Raw genomic sequence first — 16799 nt, forward strand, 5'->3', positions numbered from 1 at the left:
ATGGAAAACTACTTCCTGTTATTCACAGATAGTCTAGTATCATCATTAGTCTTACCCATACATCAAGGTTTTGTGTTCAATACCATGCTTTATTTCAGGTCGTATCACACTCCACTACTGATGTTATTTTTTGGAGTACTAGGATCAAGTCTTGGTGGAATAGTTAATTGGTACTTAGGTAAAATAACAATCTCTATACGAAAATCATACCACAAATTAGAAAACGGATATACAATGCCAAAAGTTACAAAAAATTTGCTAATTTTTGCAACTTTATTACTTTCGTGGGTGCCAGCACTTGGAAGTGTGATTCAAATTTTATCAGGTTATTTCAAGTTAAACCTTTATATTCTTGCCCCTTTAATCATTCTATCTAATTTCTTCTATTTGTTATATCTAATACTTACTTTTGGAGTATAACAGCTATAGTACTACAGTTATTAAAGCCCACTTCTGTCATCTTATGCTCTGACAGAAGCGGAGCTATAAATTAAATGCAAAATTTCTAGTAGTCATAGGATGCACCATGAGCTAAAAGTAATTCCACAAGCTCTTGGTGATTATATTTAGCAGCATAATGTAATGCTGTTCTTCCTTCATTATTTTTGGTGTTAATGTCTGCGTTGTGTTTTAGTAGCACCTTAGCTATGTCAACATTTCCCGTCATAGCAGCTAAGCACAATGTAGTGCCTCCATACCTGCTTTTAGCATTAGAGGTTGTCCGGAAACTAGTAAATTCAAGCATATTCCCTCTTTAACATAACCCTACTCATAGCTAGGTATATGAAATTCTCAGTGGATGTTGTGAGTAAATCATACTCCTTCGATAGCCTTCTATTCCTATTAACCCAAGCAAAAGTCCTTTCTACAACCCATCTTCTTGGCTGTACTTTAAACCCTTGTTCTCTTGTTGGTAGTAGCTCAGGTGGCGTATCTTTGTGCACCCAAAATCTACATGGAGGCCTTTTAACAATTTCAATATCTATGTCATATTCTTCCTTTATGTGATTCTTTAAATTTCTTCCTTGGTATCCCATGTCAGCCCACATTTTTTTAACTTTAGTATATTTTGTTCTCATATTGTTTAATGCTATTTTAATACCATCTCTATCATTTTCGTTAGCAGCGCCTACGTAACAACCTAGTATAAAACCCTGAGTGTCTGTAATTATATGCCTTTTTCTACCCTTTACTTTTTTACTTCCATCATAGCCTTTGATCCCCCCTTTTCTGTAGTCTTTACAGATTGACTATCTACTATACAGGCACTCGGCTGCTCATTCCTTCCTATTTTTCTTCTACTATATTTTGTAATTTCATAATTCATTTTCTCAAAAATTCCCTGCTTCTTCCATTGCCTGAACTGCTCATACACAGTCTTCCATAGCGGAAAATCATTTGGTAAATACCGCCATTGACACCCTGTACGCAATACATAGAAAATTGCTTCTAATATTTCTCTTTTGCTATACTTTGGCGGCCTTCCTCCTTTCTTGTATGATACTCTGAAGTGTTTTTCTATTCTTGCCCATTCCCTTTCGCTTAGATCTGTTGGATACTTTTTTCTCATCTTTACCCCGTACTAAAATTTCAGATATTATAGCCTTTTACTTGTTTCCGGACAACCTCTTAACCTCAGCACCTTTACCAACAAGACACTTTACCGCATCCAACACTCCGCTACATACGGCTAGGTGCAACGGAGTGTCATTAGACCAACTTTTAGCATTAATCTCAGCACCTTTATTGATTAAATATCTCACTATATCCAACTGGCCGTTATAAGCAGCCCAATGTAACAAAGTCCAGTCATATCTGTTTTTAGCATTAACATCAGCACCCTTGCCAACGAAGTATTCTATCACATTTAATTTCCCATTCTGGACGGCTTTATGTAACGGAATATTGCCATCTCCATCCTCAGTATTAAGGTCAGCACCTTTACTAATAAGGTACTCTACTACATCCAATTTTCCACTGTAAGCAGCTCTATGGACAGAAGTGCAGTTATTCCCATCCCTCGCATTAACATCAGCACCCTCACTAACTAGGCACTTTGTGATATTCAATTTTCCGTGGTATGCAGCTAAGTGTAATGGAGTTCCATAATAAAGTGGCTTTGTAGCATTAGCATTAACATGTAATAGTTCAGACTTGATCTGACAGGCGTGAATTAACTGACAGAAGAATTGACAAAGTCAAAACCAAAATCAGCATCCTGTTTAATGCTATCAATATTTTTCTGATAAGCAATATGCATACTATCAAAAAAGGTTTGCATAGGTGTCTTACCATAGCAATATTTACCTGAATGCGGTCGAGATCTATTGTAAGAATGCACCCAATGGTCTACATCTAGCTGAAGCTCTGCCAAAGAGGTGTAAATTTTCTTTCTGAAGATAATATTGTAGCATTCATCTTGCATAGTTCTGTGGAACCTTTCACAGATGCCATTAGTTTGTGGAGAACGAGCTTTGGTTCGAGAATGATCAATATTTTCTACCCCCAAATACAGCTGGTAAGCGTGATTTTCAGGTCTGCCACAGTACTCTGTACCACGATCCGTCAAAATGCGTAGCAATGATACTTTCTGTTCATCAAAAAACGGTATCACCCTATCATTGAGAAGGTCTGCAGCTGTAATAGCAGTCCTTTCTGTATAAAGCTTAGCAAAAGCAACTCTAGAGTAGGTATCAACAAAGGTTTGTTGGTAAATTCGTCCAATACCTTTGATATTACCCACATAATAGCTATCTTGGCTACCCAAGTATCCTGGATGTTCTGTTTCAATTTCTCCATGGGCCTCTTTTTCTTCCTTAGCCTTCTCTAGAGCTGTTATCTGCTCTTCTGTTAAGATAATGCCATCTTGAGCTACTTTTGCTTCTAATGCCTTTAACCTCTTTTTGAAATTCTCAAGATCGTTTCTTTGCCACACTGATCTTATTCCACTTGCAGAGATGAGAATTCCTCTCTTTTTCAGTTCGTTTGCTGCTCTTTCTTGTCCATACGCTGGAAATTCTATTGCTATTTCAATTACTGCTTTTTCTATATCCTCCGATACCCTATTTGCATATAATGGCTTGCTTTTGCTTATCTCGTGTAAAGCCTCTTCTCCTCCTTTTTCATACAGTTCTTTGAAGCGGTAAAATGTATCCCTTGAATATCCCATTACCTTACACGCCTGTGATACATTTCCTAATTGCTTTGCAAGTTCTAGCAATCCCAACTTTGGTTTTAGTATTTTTTCTTGTGTTGTACTCATATCTGACACTCCTTTAAAATTTATTCATATTTTTATCTTACTTTGTTCGCCTGTCAGATCAAGTCTGAACTATTACAACTTAATACATCAAATCCAGGAATTTTAGTGAAATCCATACCAGTTATTCGGTGCAGTTCCTCATACAAAGCAAAGCTTGGCTTACTTTTGCTATTTTTATTCTTTTGCTTACTTAGCTGTTTGCTTTCACAAGACTTTGTTTCAAACGTTTTATAATAGGCTTCAATATTTCTATCACATTCTGCTATTTTTTCTTGATAAATATTATATAGTTCAAATTCTTGCTTTAGCGTGAATAAGTGTTCCTCTCTATAGTCACCAGCTAACGCTTTTGCAATAGTAGACTGATCATTTTTCATTCGCACGTCCCTGAATTCTGCCAATTTTTCAGAATCTCTTTCGCCTTCAATTATAGCTTCAATGATTTTCATACCAGTTATCCCAGTAATATGACTAATAACCTTGTGTAATTGTATATTCATTTGAATTAATGCCTTCTGCATACGCAGAATATGTGTAGATGCACTTTCAGTGAGATTTTTGCGTTGCCGCACGTAACTGCGCAATACACACATCTGATTATCTGGCCTAAACGATCCATGAAGCAGTCCGTAGCTATGCAGTTGTTGGAGCCATTGGCAATCTTGAACGTCAGACTTCCTACCAGGTACATTCTTTACATGCCGTGCATTTACCAATCTTACCTCGAATTTGTATGACTCAAGTATTTGAAATAAAGGAATCCAATATACTCCTGTTGATTCCATAGCTACTGTTGTAACTTTACACTTTTTCAACCACTGTGCTAAGTTATGAAGGTCTTCAGTAAAGCAGCCAAATTTCTGAACGCGTTGTTCATCTCTTCCTTCAGGTACACACACATAGTGTACAGCTGAACCAATGTCTATTCCTGCTGCATTAGGATTCACTATTTCTAATTTACTTTTTGCTTTTTTCATGGTAACTCCTGCATATAATTTGTAATAGGGAAACGCTTCAGCTTGGAACGGTTGATAGTACAATCTCCTAACCGAGGTAGTCTAAATGACTCCATCAATGATTTGACCGTTCCTTCCAAAACCATGCTTGCATACGGGCACTTAGGCACCATTGAAAATGTCGGTCATAACTGCAAAGGCGCTCCCTGTACAACTATACTTGAAAACTACTAAAAACTTAAATTTGTGTGTTTCTTTCTGATTTGACAGATTTCGTCTGTTCGATGCTTGCATATTTCTTTTTGATATACTAACCTTTACATGCTAAGAAAGCGCATACCGGTAGAGTCTTTCTGTGCCTCACCAACTTGTAATTACTCTACCAGTATGTTAAGCTATAGCGACTTTTACTAATACGCCAGGTCTATGGCACATTGGCAATGGATTTGACTGCGTATGTAAATCTGTTCCTCTATCAAACCTCCTTGGTTCTTGTTTTGCATATAGTGGCTGTCCAAGAGTATTTACTGTCTCATTAAAATCTGCTGGTGCAAAATATGTTGTAAATGTACTTGCTGTTCCTAGTGGAAAACAGTGCCCTGTATCTTTCTCAATAAATCTTCTCACCGTTCCTTCAGGATCAGTTGCTTGTCCTCTGTATTCCTCAAATGTTATTCCACAAAACGTAAATCCTGATCTCATATCGTTCCTTAGCGCTGCTCCTTCTTGCCATCTTTCATATGCTTCTTTTACTTTAGCATGAGAAGTTAGTGCATCAAAAAACTCAGGGCTTACCAAGGCATGAACTCCTGTCATATATTCACCACTTAGATTATCTTCTATATGCCGGAGTACTTCCAGACACTTACGTTTTACATCTGTTGTTGCTGTTCCTAGTGCAAAATTTACTACTTTTGGTGTGATTTCAAATTCGTTGTACAGATTTAATAATTCACTGCCATCAGCATCTAAAATTATTCCTTTCAGCGCTCCCATCCGCAAATGTTCTAATGTTATCGCATGTTTGTTTCTCATTAGCTGCAAATGATCAGTTATTACATCTGCCAGCGCTTTAAGTTCACTCTCTGATCCAAATGCCCTTATTCCCTGTACTTCCTCTGGTAACACTACATCATCATGTGGAATATGTGGAATCGTAAATGTTCTTACCTTTCTTTTGCCACGTTTTCCTACTGTTGCTGGTGCTCCTGGAATTTGCGTTGGCAATAGGCTTAAAACTCCATTATGTTCTTCTATGGTAATATGTCTAAATCTTACTGACCTACTTGGAAATAAATTTAAATTTTCAACTCGTCCATAATTTATCGGCAATATATTCATCGCATTTGTTAGTGCCGTCATACTAAATGCTGGATTTGTAAATGGATTTTGCATTTTTTCTTTTCCCCCTTTGTGTTTTTTATTGTTTAATATAGCTTTAGGCCGCTTTACGGATAATGATTCCTCGTCCTTCAAGTTGCTTTATTGCTTCAGCTTTCTGTTCTTCAGTGATATTTGCTGGCCATACAACTGCATGATCCGCAAGAAGGGCAATACGAGTAATTATTATTGCTTTAGTATCTCCATCTTTGTTATTTACATCGCTTGTTATCACACCTATCGCTATTTGTGTGCCATCTGTTCCAGCTGGATTAAGTACCCTAATAAAACCATCGTCCGTCTTTTTGGCAACTACTGCACCAAGTTTGATATTTTGACCTTTAGCTACCGTTATTTGGTCTCTTGAATATAGACTTGATGCCTCATACTTTAATAAGTCACCTAGATTATTTTGTTCGATTATACAACTCATAAATTTCTCTCCTTAACTACTTACCGCCGCTTTTATCAATGCTATATACGGCGGTTATAAAAATACTTTAACTCCTACGACTTCTTGCTACCTGTATCATTAAATCTTCTCCTGAATTCTGTGGTATTGCACTCAGTATTTCTGTCTTCTTCGTTCGCTCTGCTAGCAGTTCCATTAAAACTTCCCTGGCTTGCTCAACACTTACGCTTTGCTCAATAAATTCTCCTATCTTTTCTGGCATCTTCGATAAATTACATAAACGTATTAATTCAAGAACTTCAGTACGATACTTGGTTAAATTATCAGTTTCTAGGTCATTTGTAGTTTGTTCATTCATAGTAATACTCCTGTTTTTATTAATAGATGAAAGAATTGTCATTCCGTCTGCAAGGCCTATTTCTACTGCTTTCTCCCCAAAATATAGCCCTGCCTCTGTTGATCGAATCTTTTCAATTGAAAGACCTCTGTTCCTTGCTATCAGCTGCACAAACATTTCATATAGTCGGTCTACTTCTTTTTGTAAGCTTCCCAGACTTTCAGACGTCATTGGCTCATGTGGGTTTAAATCATTCTTTCGACTACCAGCAAAGATTGTGGTGTACTTAATACCTTGCTTTTCATCAAATCTACTTTGATCTATATGACTTGCTATTACTCCAATACTGCCAACACCAGAAGTTCTGCTCACAAATACCTTCTCAGCGCTTGAAGCTATAGCATATGCAGCAGAGTATGCATCATCATTTGCTATCGCTATTATCCTCTTTTTTCCTCTTGATTCATAAATAAAGTCAGCTAGGTCAAATATACCGTTTACCTCTCCTCCGGGGCTATCTATTTCCAGCATAATTGTCTCTATGCTACTATCTGCTAATGCTTGTTTAATTTGTTCTTCTATTTGCTCATATGATGTCATCCCGAGCATTTCATCAAACGCACCTGGTTTTTTAGTCAAGATTCCATGTATTGCTATAATTGCAGTTCTTTCTACGCTACTTTTGATGGAGTGCTTTATGTTTTTAAACGTGGGATGTTTTTGATTGTTTAATGACAATAGCTCAAAACTCCTTGGTTCAAGCATTAATGGTTTTCCTAAGAGCATCATAATCCTTTACAATCAGAGTCAAACATTAAGTTGAGACTATTTGCACGCTTTTGATCTTCTGCTATTTCTTGATCAATTTCTTCTACATCATAACCCATTTCTGATACTACCTCTGATCGACTTTTGAAGCCATTTCTTACTGCCATTTGCTGTGCTTGCTGATCTTTCAGTGGATCCACCCAATCAAATCCCTGTGGTATCCATTTTACTTCTTCTTTCGCTGCTTTTACTACTTTTTCATCTATACGGAGTTCTCCACACAGTACTGCTAATTTGTAATAGTTCAGACTTGATCTGACAGGCGAACAAAGTAAGATAAAAATATGAATAAATTTTAAAGGAGTGTCAGATATGAGTACAACACAAGAAAAAATACTAAAACCAAAGTTGGGATTGCTAGAACTTGCAAAGCAATTAGGAAATGTATCACAGGCGTGTAAGGTAATGGGATATTCAAGGGATACATTTTACCGCTTCAAAGAACTGTATGAAAAAGGAGGAGAAGAGGCTTTACACGAGATAAGCAAAAGCAAGCCATTATATGCAAATAGGGTATCGGAGGATATAGAAAAAGCAGTAATTGAAATAGCAATAGAATTTCCAGCGTATGGACAAGAAAGAGCAGCAAACGAACTGAAAAAGAGAGGAATTCTCATCTCTGCAAGTGGAATAAGATCAGTGTGGCAAAGAAACGATCTTGAGAATTTCAAAAAGAGGTTAAAGGCATTAGAAGCAAAAGTAGCTCAAGATGGCATTATCTTAACAGAAGAGCAGATAACAGCTCTAGAGAAGGCTAAGGAAGAAAAAGAGGCCCATGGAGAAATTGAAACAGAACATCCAGGATACTTGGGTAGCCAAGATAGCTATTATGTGGGTAATATCAAAGGTATTGGACGAATTTACCAACAAACCTTTGTTGATACCTACTCTAGAGTTGCTTTTGCTAAGCTTTATACAGAAAGGACTGCTATTACAGCTGCAGACCTTCTCAATGATAGGGTGATACCGTTTTTTGATGAACAGAAAGTATCATTGCTACGCATTTTGACGGATCGTGGTACAGAGTACTGTGGCAGACCTGAAAATCACGCTTACCAGCTGTATTTGGGGGTAGAAAATATTGATCATTCTCGAACCAAAGCTCGTTCTCCACAAACTAATGGCATCTGTGAAAGGTTCCACAGAACTATGCAAGATGAATGCTACAATATTATCTTCAGAAAGAAAATTTACACCTCTTTGGCAGAGCTTCAGCTAGATGTAGACCATTGGGTGCATTCTTACAATAGATCTCGACCGCATTCAGGTAAATATTGCTATGGTAAGACACCTATGCAAACCTTTTTTGATAGTATGCATATTGCTTATCAGAAAAATATTGATAGCATTAAACAGGATGCTGATTTTGGTTTTGACTTTGTCAATTCTTCTGTCAGTTAATTCACGCCTGTCAGATCAAGTCTGAACTATTACAGCTAATTCCAGCCATCTATTCCAAATAGGTCTACAAAACTGGAACACTATCACGTTATGCTGTAACATTGCACACCTTCTGCGAAACTCTATCAGCCCTGCTCGAATGGATGAATAATTAACACCTGTTAAATCTCCTGTTAGCTGCTCATATGTTATTCCTGTACCTATTGCTATTGCCCTCAGTTGCTGTCTCATGAATGCTTCATAACTTCCTCCAACATCTGATGGCTCTGAAAATTTTATGTCCTCTCCTGGGTCTAAAAGCTGCATTGTTCCAGGCTCTAAACCTGATAGTGCTACTCCTTGCTCATTACTTTCACCTTCTCCTAAAATATTTGCTTCAGGATCGAGCCTTGTAATAAACCCTGCAAACATCGCTGCTGTCTTTTTTCTCACCAGCTCCGCATCATCGTATTGATCAAGCTCATAGAGCTTTAGTAGTATATTAGAAAGCCATGGCTCTCCTCTAATTTGCCCAGGTCTTAGTGGTTTATAGATATGTAAAACATCGTTTGCTGGTACTCTCACTGATTCTCCAAATGAGCCTTCGCCTGGATGTTCTCTAAATAAGTAATATGCCTCTCTTTGCCCAAGCTTGTTAAACTCAATCCCGTTTCTTATTACATTACCATTTGCTAAAGTTTGATTTGTTTTATTGTCTAAATGTTCAGACTCAAGTACTTGCAATTGCAGAGGTACAGAAAATCTATCCTCTAGCTTTCTTGTTCTTAAACGTACAAAACATTCTCCTCCCTCTATCATACTTCTGCATACTAGAGCTTGTAATCCATAAAAATCACTTATTCCGTTACTGTCTGCTTCATCTGTCCATCTTAGCCATAATTCTTGCACCTTCTTTCGAAATTCTCCATCTCTTGCTTTTGATTGTGGTTTTATTCCTGTTCCAATAGAGTTACTTACTATCGTATCAATGATATTTGCTGCATATGGATTTTTTCTCACCATATCACGTGATCTACTACGCAAGTGCTCAAGGCTTTGAGAAAGTAGGCTATTTATACTTCCTAACTCTGGTTGAAAGTGAAAAAATCTTCTTCCTGAACCTGCTCCATCCCAGGCTGAACTTTTGATTTTTGGCTTACTAAATAGTTGTTTGAACGATTTTAATAGCATTACTTTTCCTTATCTGAAATTTTCAATAATTCAGCCTCTAGCTCTTCTATTGTTGGTAGCGCTGTTTTTATCTCTTCTGGTAGGTTTTCAGTTATTCGATATTCAGCAAGGCCTATCGGTTTATTTATATCACGTAATGCGTACTCGGCTATAACACCAACTTTAGAGCGGTAGAGAATAAGACCAATTGATGGATTATCACCTGATTGTCTTAATAAATCGTCAACTGCTGAGAGATAAAAATTCATCTTTCCAGTATACTCTGGCCTAAATTTACCTGCCTTTAACTCAATTACAATATAGCAGCGAAGCTTAATATGATAAAAGAGCAAGTCCAAATAGAAATCTCTGTCTCCAACCCTTAAATGGTACTGCCTTCCTAAAAATGCAAACCCTTCACCAAGCTCTAAAAGAAAACGTTCTATGTGAGCTACAAGAGCTTTTTCTACCTCCCGTTCATGAGCTTTCTTACCAAGACTCAAAAAATCAAATACATAAGGATTCTTCAGTGTTTGCTGCGCTAAATCTGATTGAGGTGACGGAAGCTTATCACCAAAATTTGTGATTGCTTTTCCTTCGCGTTTATACAAGTTTGTTTCAATTTGCATGGATAAGATATTCCGAGACCATCCGCATTCACATGATTTTTTAATATACCAAAATCTTTCCTCTTTATTTTTTATTTCGTACATTATTACGATATTGTGTCCCCAAGGTAATTGGTCAACAGCTTGTTGACGAATTTCGTTTTCTCTATATTCTTCTGCAAATCTCCTCATATATTTTAGATTTTGAATGCTAAATCCCTTCATGTCAGGAAAAGCATCTCTTAAATCACGACTGAGTTGATCAATGATCTTTGCACCCCAGCCATGTTCTTTTTGCCGCTTTAAGATCTCTGTACCAATATGGTGGTAAAGCACAATAAGCTTGCTATTTACTGCTAGTGCTGCTTTATAACGACTAGTAGCAATCTGTTCTTTGAGCTGCTCTAAAAATTCTGTATATTCTTTTGCTATAATTTTTGTCATACGGTTCCTTTCAACGATTTTTATCATTATATGATCCCTTTACTCGTTGAAAAAACAATCTTTCTCTTCGGTTTCATGCCTGCAATTTTCAATTCAGCCTTAATACGTTGTCTTAAACTTAGTTGTAATAGTTCAGACTTGATCTGACAGGCGTGAATTAACTGACAGAAGAATTGACAAAGTCAAAACCAAAATCAGCATCCTGTTTAATGCTATCAATATTTTTCTGATAAGCAATATGCATACTATCAAAAAAGGTTTGCATAGGTGTCTTACCATAGCAATATTTACCTGAATGCGGTCGAGATCTATTGTAAGAATGCACCCAATGGTCTACATCTAGCTGAAGCTCTGCCAAAGAGGTGTAAATTTTCTTTCTGAAGATAATATTGTAGCATTCATCTTGCATAGTTCTGTGGAACCTTTCACAGATGCCATTAGTTTGTGGAGAACGAGCTTTGGTTCGAGAATGATCAATATTTTCTACCCCCAAATACAGCTGGTAAGCGTGATTTTCAGGTCTGCCACAGTACTCTGTACCACGATCCGTCAAAATGCGTAGCAATGATACTTTCTGTTCATCAAAAAACGGTATCACCCTATCATTGAGAAGGTCTGCAGCTGTAATAGCAGTCCTTTCTGTATAAAGCTTAGCAAAAGCAACTCTAGAGTAGGTATCAACAAAGGTTTGTTGGTAAATTCGTCCAATACCTTTGATATTACCCACATAATAGCTATCTTGGCTACCCAAGTATCCTGGATGTTCTGTTTCAATTTCTCCATGGGCCTCTTTTTCTTCCTTAGCCTTCTCTAGAGCTGTTATCTGCTCTTCTGTTAAGATAATGCCATCTTGAGCTACTTTTGCTTCTAATGCCTTTAACCTCTTTTTGAAATTCTCAAGATCGTTTCTTTGCCACACTGATCTTATTCCACTTGCAGAGATGAGAATTCCTCTCTTTTTCAGTTCGTTTGCTGCTCTTTCTTGTCCATACGCTGGAAATTCTATTGCTATTTCAATTACTGCTTTTTCTATATCCTCCGATACCCTATTTGCATATAATGGCTTGCTTTTGCTTATCTCGTGTAAAGCCTCTTCTCCTCCTTTTTCATACAGTTCTTTGAAGCGGTAAAATGTATCCCTTGAATATCCCATTACCTTACACGCCTGTGATACATTTCCTAATTGCTTTGCAAGTTCTAGCAATCCCAACTTTGGTTTTAGTATTTTTTCTTGTGTTGTACTCATATCTGACACTCCTTTAAAATTTATTCATATTTTTATCTTACTTTGTTCGCCTGTCAGATCAAGTCTGAACTATTACACTTAGCCTTCTCTAGAGCTGTTATCTGCTCTTCTGTTAAGATAATGCCATCTTGAGCTACTTTTGCTTCTAATGCCTTTAACCTCTTTTTGAAATTCTCAAGATCGTTTCTTTGCCACACTGATCTTATTCCACTTGCAGAGATGAGAATTCCTCTCTTTTTCAGTTCGTTTGCTGCTCTTTCTTGTCCATACGCTGGAAATTCTATTGCTATTTCAATTACTGCTTTTTCTATATCCTCCGATACCCTATTTGCATATAATGGCTTGCTTTTGCTTATCTCGTGTAAAGCCTCTTCTCCTCCTTTTTCATACAGTTCTTTGAAGCGGTAAAATGTATCCCTTGAATATCCCATTACCTTACACGCCTGTGATACATTTCCTAATTGCTTTGCAAGTTCTAGCAATCCCAACTTTGGTTTTAGTATTTTTTCTTGTGTTGTACTCATATCTGACACTCCTTTAAAATTTATTCATATTTTTATCTTACTTTGTTCGCCTGTCAGATCAAGTCTGAACTATTACAATTAACATCAGCACCTTTGTTAATTAGGCACTTCACCACATCTAGCTCTCCAATACAAGCAGCCAGGTGTAACGGAACCCAGTCATCTTTGCTTCTAGCATTAACATCGGCACCTTTACTAATAAGATGCTCCACTACAGCTAGTACTCCACTCCTAGAAGCATAGTGCAATGGAACCCAGTCATTTTCGCTTCTAACATTAATATCAGCACCTTTACTAATAAGATACTCTACTACTCTCAAATTTCCATTATAAGAAGCGTGGTGTAACGGAGTTTGACCGAGATTGTCCTTAACATTAACAGTTTTTACCAATTCACCTGGGTAATGTCTTTCTATATGTGTTATTATTGCACTAATTGCTTCATAATCACCACTTACAGCAAGGAAGTGTAAAGGTGCACTTTTCTTTATAAAAAGCGGTTCTCCATGTACATAAGATGAGCTGAAATAAAAGTCATCAATCAATTTACCATATTTACTTGCATATCCCCAAATAGATGCAACATGAATTGTACTATCTTTTACTATATTACCACTATTTATTAATTCTAGGGCTTTTCTGAGAACTTCTTCTTCTCGGCCTTCCTTTTGTAAATTTAATTCAGTTACTTCCTGTACTAACCTATGGACATTTAATACACTTTGGTTTTGTTCACCGCCCACCATGGAATATCTCACAAGTAAACGGATGGCTAGCTTTAACTGCTTTTTCTTATAATCACTTACCGAATTTAAGAATATTTCTCTAGCGATTTTATCAGGTGCAAAATAAGCCAAAACATCTAAAATCTCTGAAGCTAACGGTCCATATTGTTCATCACTTCTTACTTTATCCATCGTAACTTCCCAAGCTGTAAAAGTTGTTTTAGTATAGTCGTTATCAATTCCTTGAAATATTTTAGACTTAAGCAACTTCTTAGCTTTCTTTTCATACTCTTTTAGGTAATCACTAATTTTAAACTCCTCTATTATTCTCTGATCTTCAATATATGACATTGCTTGTTGTATAGCTAAAGGAAAGCATTGCAACCTTCTTACCAAATTTTCTATCTCCCGATCTTGCGATTTATCTTTTTTTAGTATATTAAATCCTTTTTTAACAAACTCTATAGCGTCTCTTTGTTCCAATTCTCCTAGCTTTATAACGTCTATTCCCTTTTCCAGTTCCTGATCATGCGAGGTAATCAAAATATGAGGCTTGTTAAGATCAGGAGATAAAGAAAATGGCAAAAATTTACTTATCTTTTTGTACTCTTGAACGTTATCGAAAATGAACAGGCTCCTCCTTCTTGCGAAGAAAGCATATACTTCTCTAACAATAGTTTCTATCGTTTTGTCGTTTCCATACTTATCTTTAGAAGAAATACCTAATCTATCTCTAGCTAACCTTAAGAAAGAATCTTTCATAGCTTCAAAGTTTTCAGCGTCTATCCATATAACATTGCCGTCATAATATCTTCTATATTTACAAGCATATTTTCTAGCTAACTGGCTTTTTCCCATCCCCCCAGGACCACTAATAGACGTTATGTATGAAATTACAGCACCTTTGGGATCGCGTTGTAGCGAATCATGTAGCATTCCCAATTCCTCATCTCTTCCTGTAAATAGTCTGACTGGACCTCTTACATCAAACCAAATCGCTCCTAAAATTTCCTCTCTTATTTTTTCAAAAAACTCCTTTATTTCTTCATGTGATAGAAACTTTCCCTCTCTTGCTTTCATCCAATCCAGAACTTCTACCAGAAAGCGACTATAAACGTTCTTTTTATCGAGATTATTAAATTCTTTTCCCAACTCATTCTCAATGATTTCCGCTAGTTTTATCTCGTTAGGTTGATCTACTGCAAATACTAATTTATCAAAAAATTCCCTTATATTCTCTTCTAACTTGCCTTCATTTGTCATTCGCTCAAACTCACGTTGCCATACCTGATTTCTTTCCAATTTTCTTTTTGAGTTTTGATCTGATTTACCTTGAAGTTCTTTTATCTCCTTTTCCAATTCTTCTATTGCTTCTTTTACAGCACTCTTAAATGCCGGTTGCACTATTGAAATCATGTTATCGTGAGTACAAGAGAACTTGTATCTCGTACCGCCGTATTTAAAAAAAATATCACTAGTGCTTATTACTTCAACTGCAATTTCTATTCCCTTGTTTGGTCCCGAAGTTTTTGCTTTCAACTTTTTTATTGTATTTTGTGTTGCACTTTGAGCTAGATCGAAACCGATATTAGTACAGATAGTAAAGTCCTTTAGGTCACCATCTGCAAAATCTGGATTAATTTTAATCTTTAGATATGAAACAAAATATTTTGGAACGCTAAATTCACCACTTTTATTTTTTGAAAGCAATTTACCTACACCGATTTTTTCGCATTCATTTTGCTTGTGTTTGTTTTGTATAAACCTATGTACTATTTTTTCATTTTTCCTATCCTGAAAAACAATATCATCAAAACCCGTAGCTGATTCCATTTCTGTAGCTAAACGGAAAGAATATCCAACATCTACTGCACGTTTGAGAAGCAGCATTACCCACTTTAGTTGGTAGATATCACCATGAAGAGACCGCTTTCTTCCCCAAGCAGGATAAGTTTCAGGCATCCTCAACCTCACATAATTTTAAAAATAGTACCAACAAATGGTAAAAAAGTTATATGTCATGATATACAGATATCGTAACAAAGACCTTGGAATATCTACGAGATGTGCTGTTATGTAAATAAAAAAATGTGACTAATTACTTAATCTCTCACTCAAAATTGAATTCACCACATCAGGGCTGGCTTTTCCTTTGGTAAGTTTCATAACTTCGCCGACAAAGAATCCGTATAACTTTGTTTTACCGCTTTTGTATTCTTGAACTTTATCTTGGTTGTTATTGACGATTGTGTCGATAACTCCTGATATTTGACCTCTATCGGTTATTTGTTTTAGGTCTTGCTCTTCTATAATTAAAGATGCAGGTTTGCCAGTTTCAAACATACTATCGAATACCTGCTTGCCAAGTTTAGCAGAGATTGTTCCATCAACGATAAAATCTAAGAGTTCGGACAAAGCATTTGCTTTGATTGGGGAGCTCACAATATCAATACCTGCTTTATTCAAACGACCAAAAAGCTCTACGGTTAACCAGGTAACGGCGAGCTTTGAATCATGTTTTTTTATCAATTCCTCAAAATAATCAGCAATTGCTTTATCGGAGGTAATGACGTTTGCATCGTATTCATTGATACCCAATTCCTCAATGTATCGCAGCTTTTTTTGATCTGGCAACTCGGGCAAAGATGATTGAATTAAATCAATTTTATCCTGGCTTACCTCAACAGGTAATAAATCAGGCTCAGGGAAGTATCTATAATCGCTTGCATCCTCTTTGCTTCTCATCACTTTTGTTTTTCCCGAAGCAACGTCAAACAATAAGGTATCTTGACTTATTTCTTCTCCACTTTCTAAAATTTCAATTTGTCTTTGTATTTCATAGTCTATAGCTTGCACAATATAACGTATCGAGTTCAGATTTTTTATTTCACAACGAGTGCCAAATGTACTACTGCCTTTTAGGCGGACAGAAACATTTGCATCACAACGAAGTGATCCCTTTTCCATATCACCATCACACGAACCAATGTAACGCAAAATCTGCCTCAATTTTTTCATGCATTCTGCAGCTTCCGCAGATGAACGGAGATCTGGTTCTGAAACAATTTCCATTAAAGCAACCCCTGCACGATTTAAATCTACATAAGTTTTGCTTTCCTCATGAACGCTCTTTCCTGCATCTTGCTCTAAATGAATTCTCGCAATTCTTATTTCCTTTTCATTGTCGTTGATAAATACTCTACCATTTTTAACTATTGGCTCAAAAAACTGGGTTATCTGGTAACCTTGCGGTAAATCAGGATAAAAATAATTTTTCCGATCAAAGTAAGAATACTTATTAATTTCTGCAGAAAGTGCAAGACCAGTGCGTATTGCTTGCTCTATGCAGTAATAATTTAGTATTGGCAGCGTACCTGGCATTGCCGCATCAACTAGAGAAACTTGAGTGTTATGCTCAGCACCAAATTCCGTTGATGAGCTAGAAAATAGCTTCGTATTAGAAGAAACTTGAGCATGCACCTCAAGCCCAATTACCGCTTCCCAATCCTCTTTCGTCATGTATTTTA

At 36.7% G+C, this 16799-nt stretch carries 13 protein-coding genes and 4 pseudogenes; 2 read left to right on the top strand and 15 right to left on the bottom strand.

Translation table 11 applies throughout. The features are described 5' to 3' along the window. On the top strand, positions 1-420 hold the full coding sequence (locus ABWU73_RS06165) for a DedA family protein (RefSeq protein WP_209473226.1): 420 nt from the start codon (positions 1-3) through the stop codon (positions 418-420). An 85-nt stretch (positions 421-505) separates the two neighbouring features. Here the strand turns inward: ABWU73_RS06165 and ABWU73_RS06170 are convergent, their stop codons facing one another. From ABWU73_RS06170 to ABWU73_RS06210, 9 genes and pseudogenes are all read right to left on the bottom strand, one after another. After that, positions 506-745: an ankyrin repeat domain-containing protein gene (locus tag ABWU73_RS06170; protein WP_264329777.1), complete on the bottom strand. Its 240-nt coding sequence runs from the start codon at positions 743-745 to the stop codon at positions 506-508. After that, positions 738-1570, bottom strand: a protein-coding gene (locus ABWU73_RS06175) for an IS5-like element ISWpi1 family transposase (RefSeq protein WP_094189578.1) whose coding sequence is annotated in 2 segments (ribosomal slippage) — positions 738-1201 and positions 1201-1570 — 834 coding nt in all. Because the reading frame shifts where the segments join, the coding sequence is not laid out codon by codon here. Before ABWU73_RS06175 ends, ABWU73_RS06170 begins: the two co-directional genes overlap by 8 nt. Before the next feature lie 37 nt (positions 1571-1607). After that, positions 1608-2174 (bottom strand): ankyrin repeat domain-containing protein, encoded by a 567-nt coding sequence (locus ABWU73_RS06180; protein ID WP_353285526.1) that lies wholly within the window; start codon positions 2172-2174, stop codon positions 1608-1610. Next, the gene (locus ABWU73_RS06185; protein WP_264329420.1) at positions 2174-3262 is read right to left on the bottom strand and encodes an IS481 family transposase; all 1089 of its coding nucleotides are present in this window, start codon (positions 3260-3262) and stop codon (positions 2174-2176) included. Before ABWU73_RS06185 ends, ABWU73_RS06180 begins: the two co-directional genes overlap by 1 nt. Before the next feature lie 77 nt (positions 3263-3339). Continuing rightward, positions 3340-4239, bottom strand: a pseudogene (locus ABWU73_RS06190) (IS110 family transposase); the annotation flags it as partial. Between the two features lie 369 nt (positions 4240-4608). Then, positions 4609-5613 (bottom strand): major capsid protein, encoded by a 1005-nt coding sequence (locus tag ABWU73_RS06195; protein WP_264328534.1) that lies wholly within the window; start codon positions 5611-5613, stop codon positions 4609-4611. A gap of 43 nt (positions 5614-5656) precedes the next feature. Further along, positions 5657-6031 carry a head decoration protein gene (locus tag ABWU73_RS06200; protein ID WP_264328533.1) on the bottom strand — a complete coding sequence of 125 codons (375 nt, stop codon included), beginning with the start codon at positions 6029-6031 and terminating at the stop codon, positions 5657-5659. Positions 6032-6098: 67 nt separating this feature from the next. Next, positions 6099-7133, bottom strand: coding sequence for a S49 family peptidase (locus ABWU73_RS06205; protein WP_264328577.1), 1035 nt, complete (start codon positions 7131-7133; stop codon positions 6099-6101). Then, positions 7133-7411 (bottom strand): annotated as a pseudogene (locus ABWU73_RS06210) (phage portal protein); the annotation flags it as partial. The pseudogene ABWU73_RS06210 and the gene ABWU73_RS06205, both read right to left, overlap by 1 nt. A 76-nt stretch (positions 7412-7487) precedes the next feature. Here ABWU73_RS06210 and ABWU73_RS06215 point away from each other — a divergent pair. Next, positions 7488-8576: an IS481 family transposase gene (locus tag ABWU73_RS06215; RefSeq protein ID WP_264329420.1), complete on the top strand. Its 1089-nt coding sequence runs from the start codon at positions 7488-7490 to the stop codon at positions 8574-8576. Between the two features lie 27 nt (positions 8577-8603). Here the strand turns inward: ABWU73_RS06215 and ABWU73_RS06220 are convergent. The 6 genes and pseudogenes from ABWU73_RS06220 to gatB form a co-directional block, all read right to left on the bottom strand. Beyond that, positions 8604-9746, bottom strand: a pseudogene (locus tag ABWU73_RS06220) (phage portal protein); the annotation flags it as partial. Beyond that, positions 9746-10777 carry a YhcG family protein gene (locus ABWU73_RS06225; protein WP_265017730.1) on the bottom strand — a complete coding sequence of 344 codons (1032 nt, stop codon included), beginning with the start codon at positions 10775-10777 and terminating at the stop codon, positions 9746-9748. The gene ABWU73_RS06225 and the pseudogene ABWU73_RS06220, both read right to left, overlap by 1 nt. A 157-nt stretch (positions 10778-10934) precedes the next feature. Next, positions 10935-12023: an IS481 family transposase gene (locus tag ABWU73_RS06230; protein ID WP_264329420.1), complete on the bottom strand. Its 1089-nt coding sequence runs from the start codon at positions 12021-12023 to the stop codon at positions 10935-10937. A gap of 77 nt (positions 12024-12100) precedes the next feature. Beyond that, positions 12101-12547 (bottom strand): annotated as a pseudogene (locus tag ABWU73_RS06235) (helix-turn-helix domain-containing protein); the annotation flags it as partial. A 53-nt stretch (positions 12548-12600) separates the two neighbouring features. Further along, positions 12601-15234 (bottom strand): ankyrin repeat domain-containing protein, encoded by a 2634-nt coding sequence (locus ABWU73_RS06240; RefSeq protein ID WP_341810204.1) that lies wholly within the window; start codon positions 15232-15234, stop codon positions 12601-12603. 132 nt (positions 15235-15366) lie between these two features. Further along, positions 15367-16791: an Asp-tRNA(Asn)/Glu-tRNA(Gln) amidotransferase subunit GatB gene (gene gatB / locus ABWU73_RS06245; protein WP_264329774.1), complete on the bottom strand. Its 1425-nt coding sequence runs from the start codon at positions 16789-16791 to the stop codon at positions 15367-15369. Positions 16792-16799: the final 8 nt, after the last annotated feature.

The organism is Wolbachia endosymbiont (group A) of Andrena helvola, assembly GCF_964028415.1.
GTDB classification, from domain to species: Bacteria; Pseudomonadota; Alphaproteobacteria; order Rickettsiales; family Anaplasmataceae; genus Wolbachia; species Wolbachia pipientis.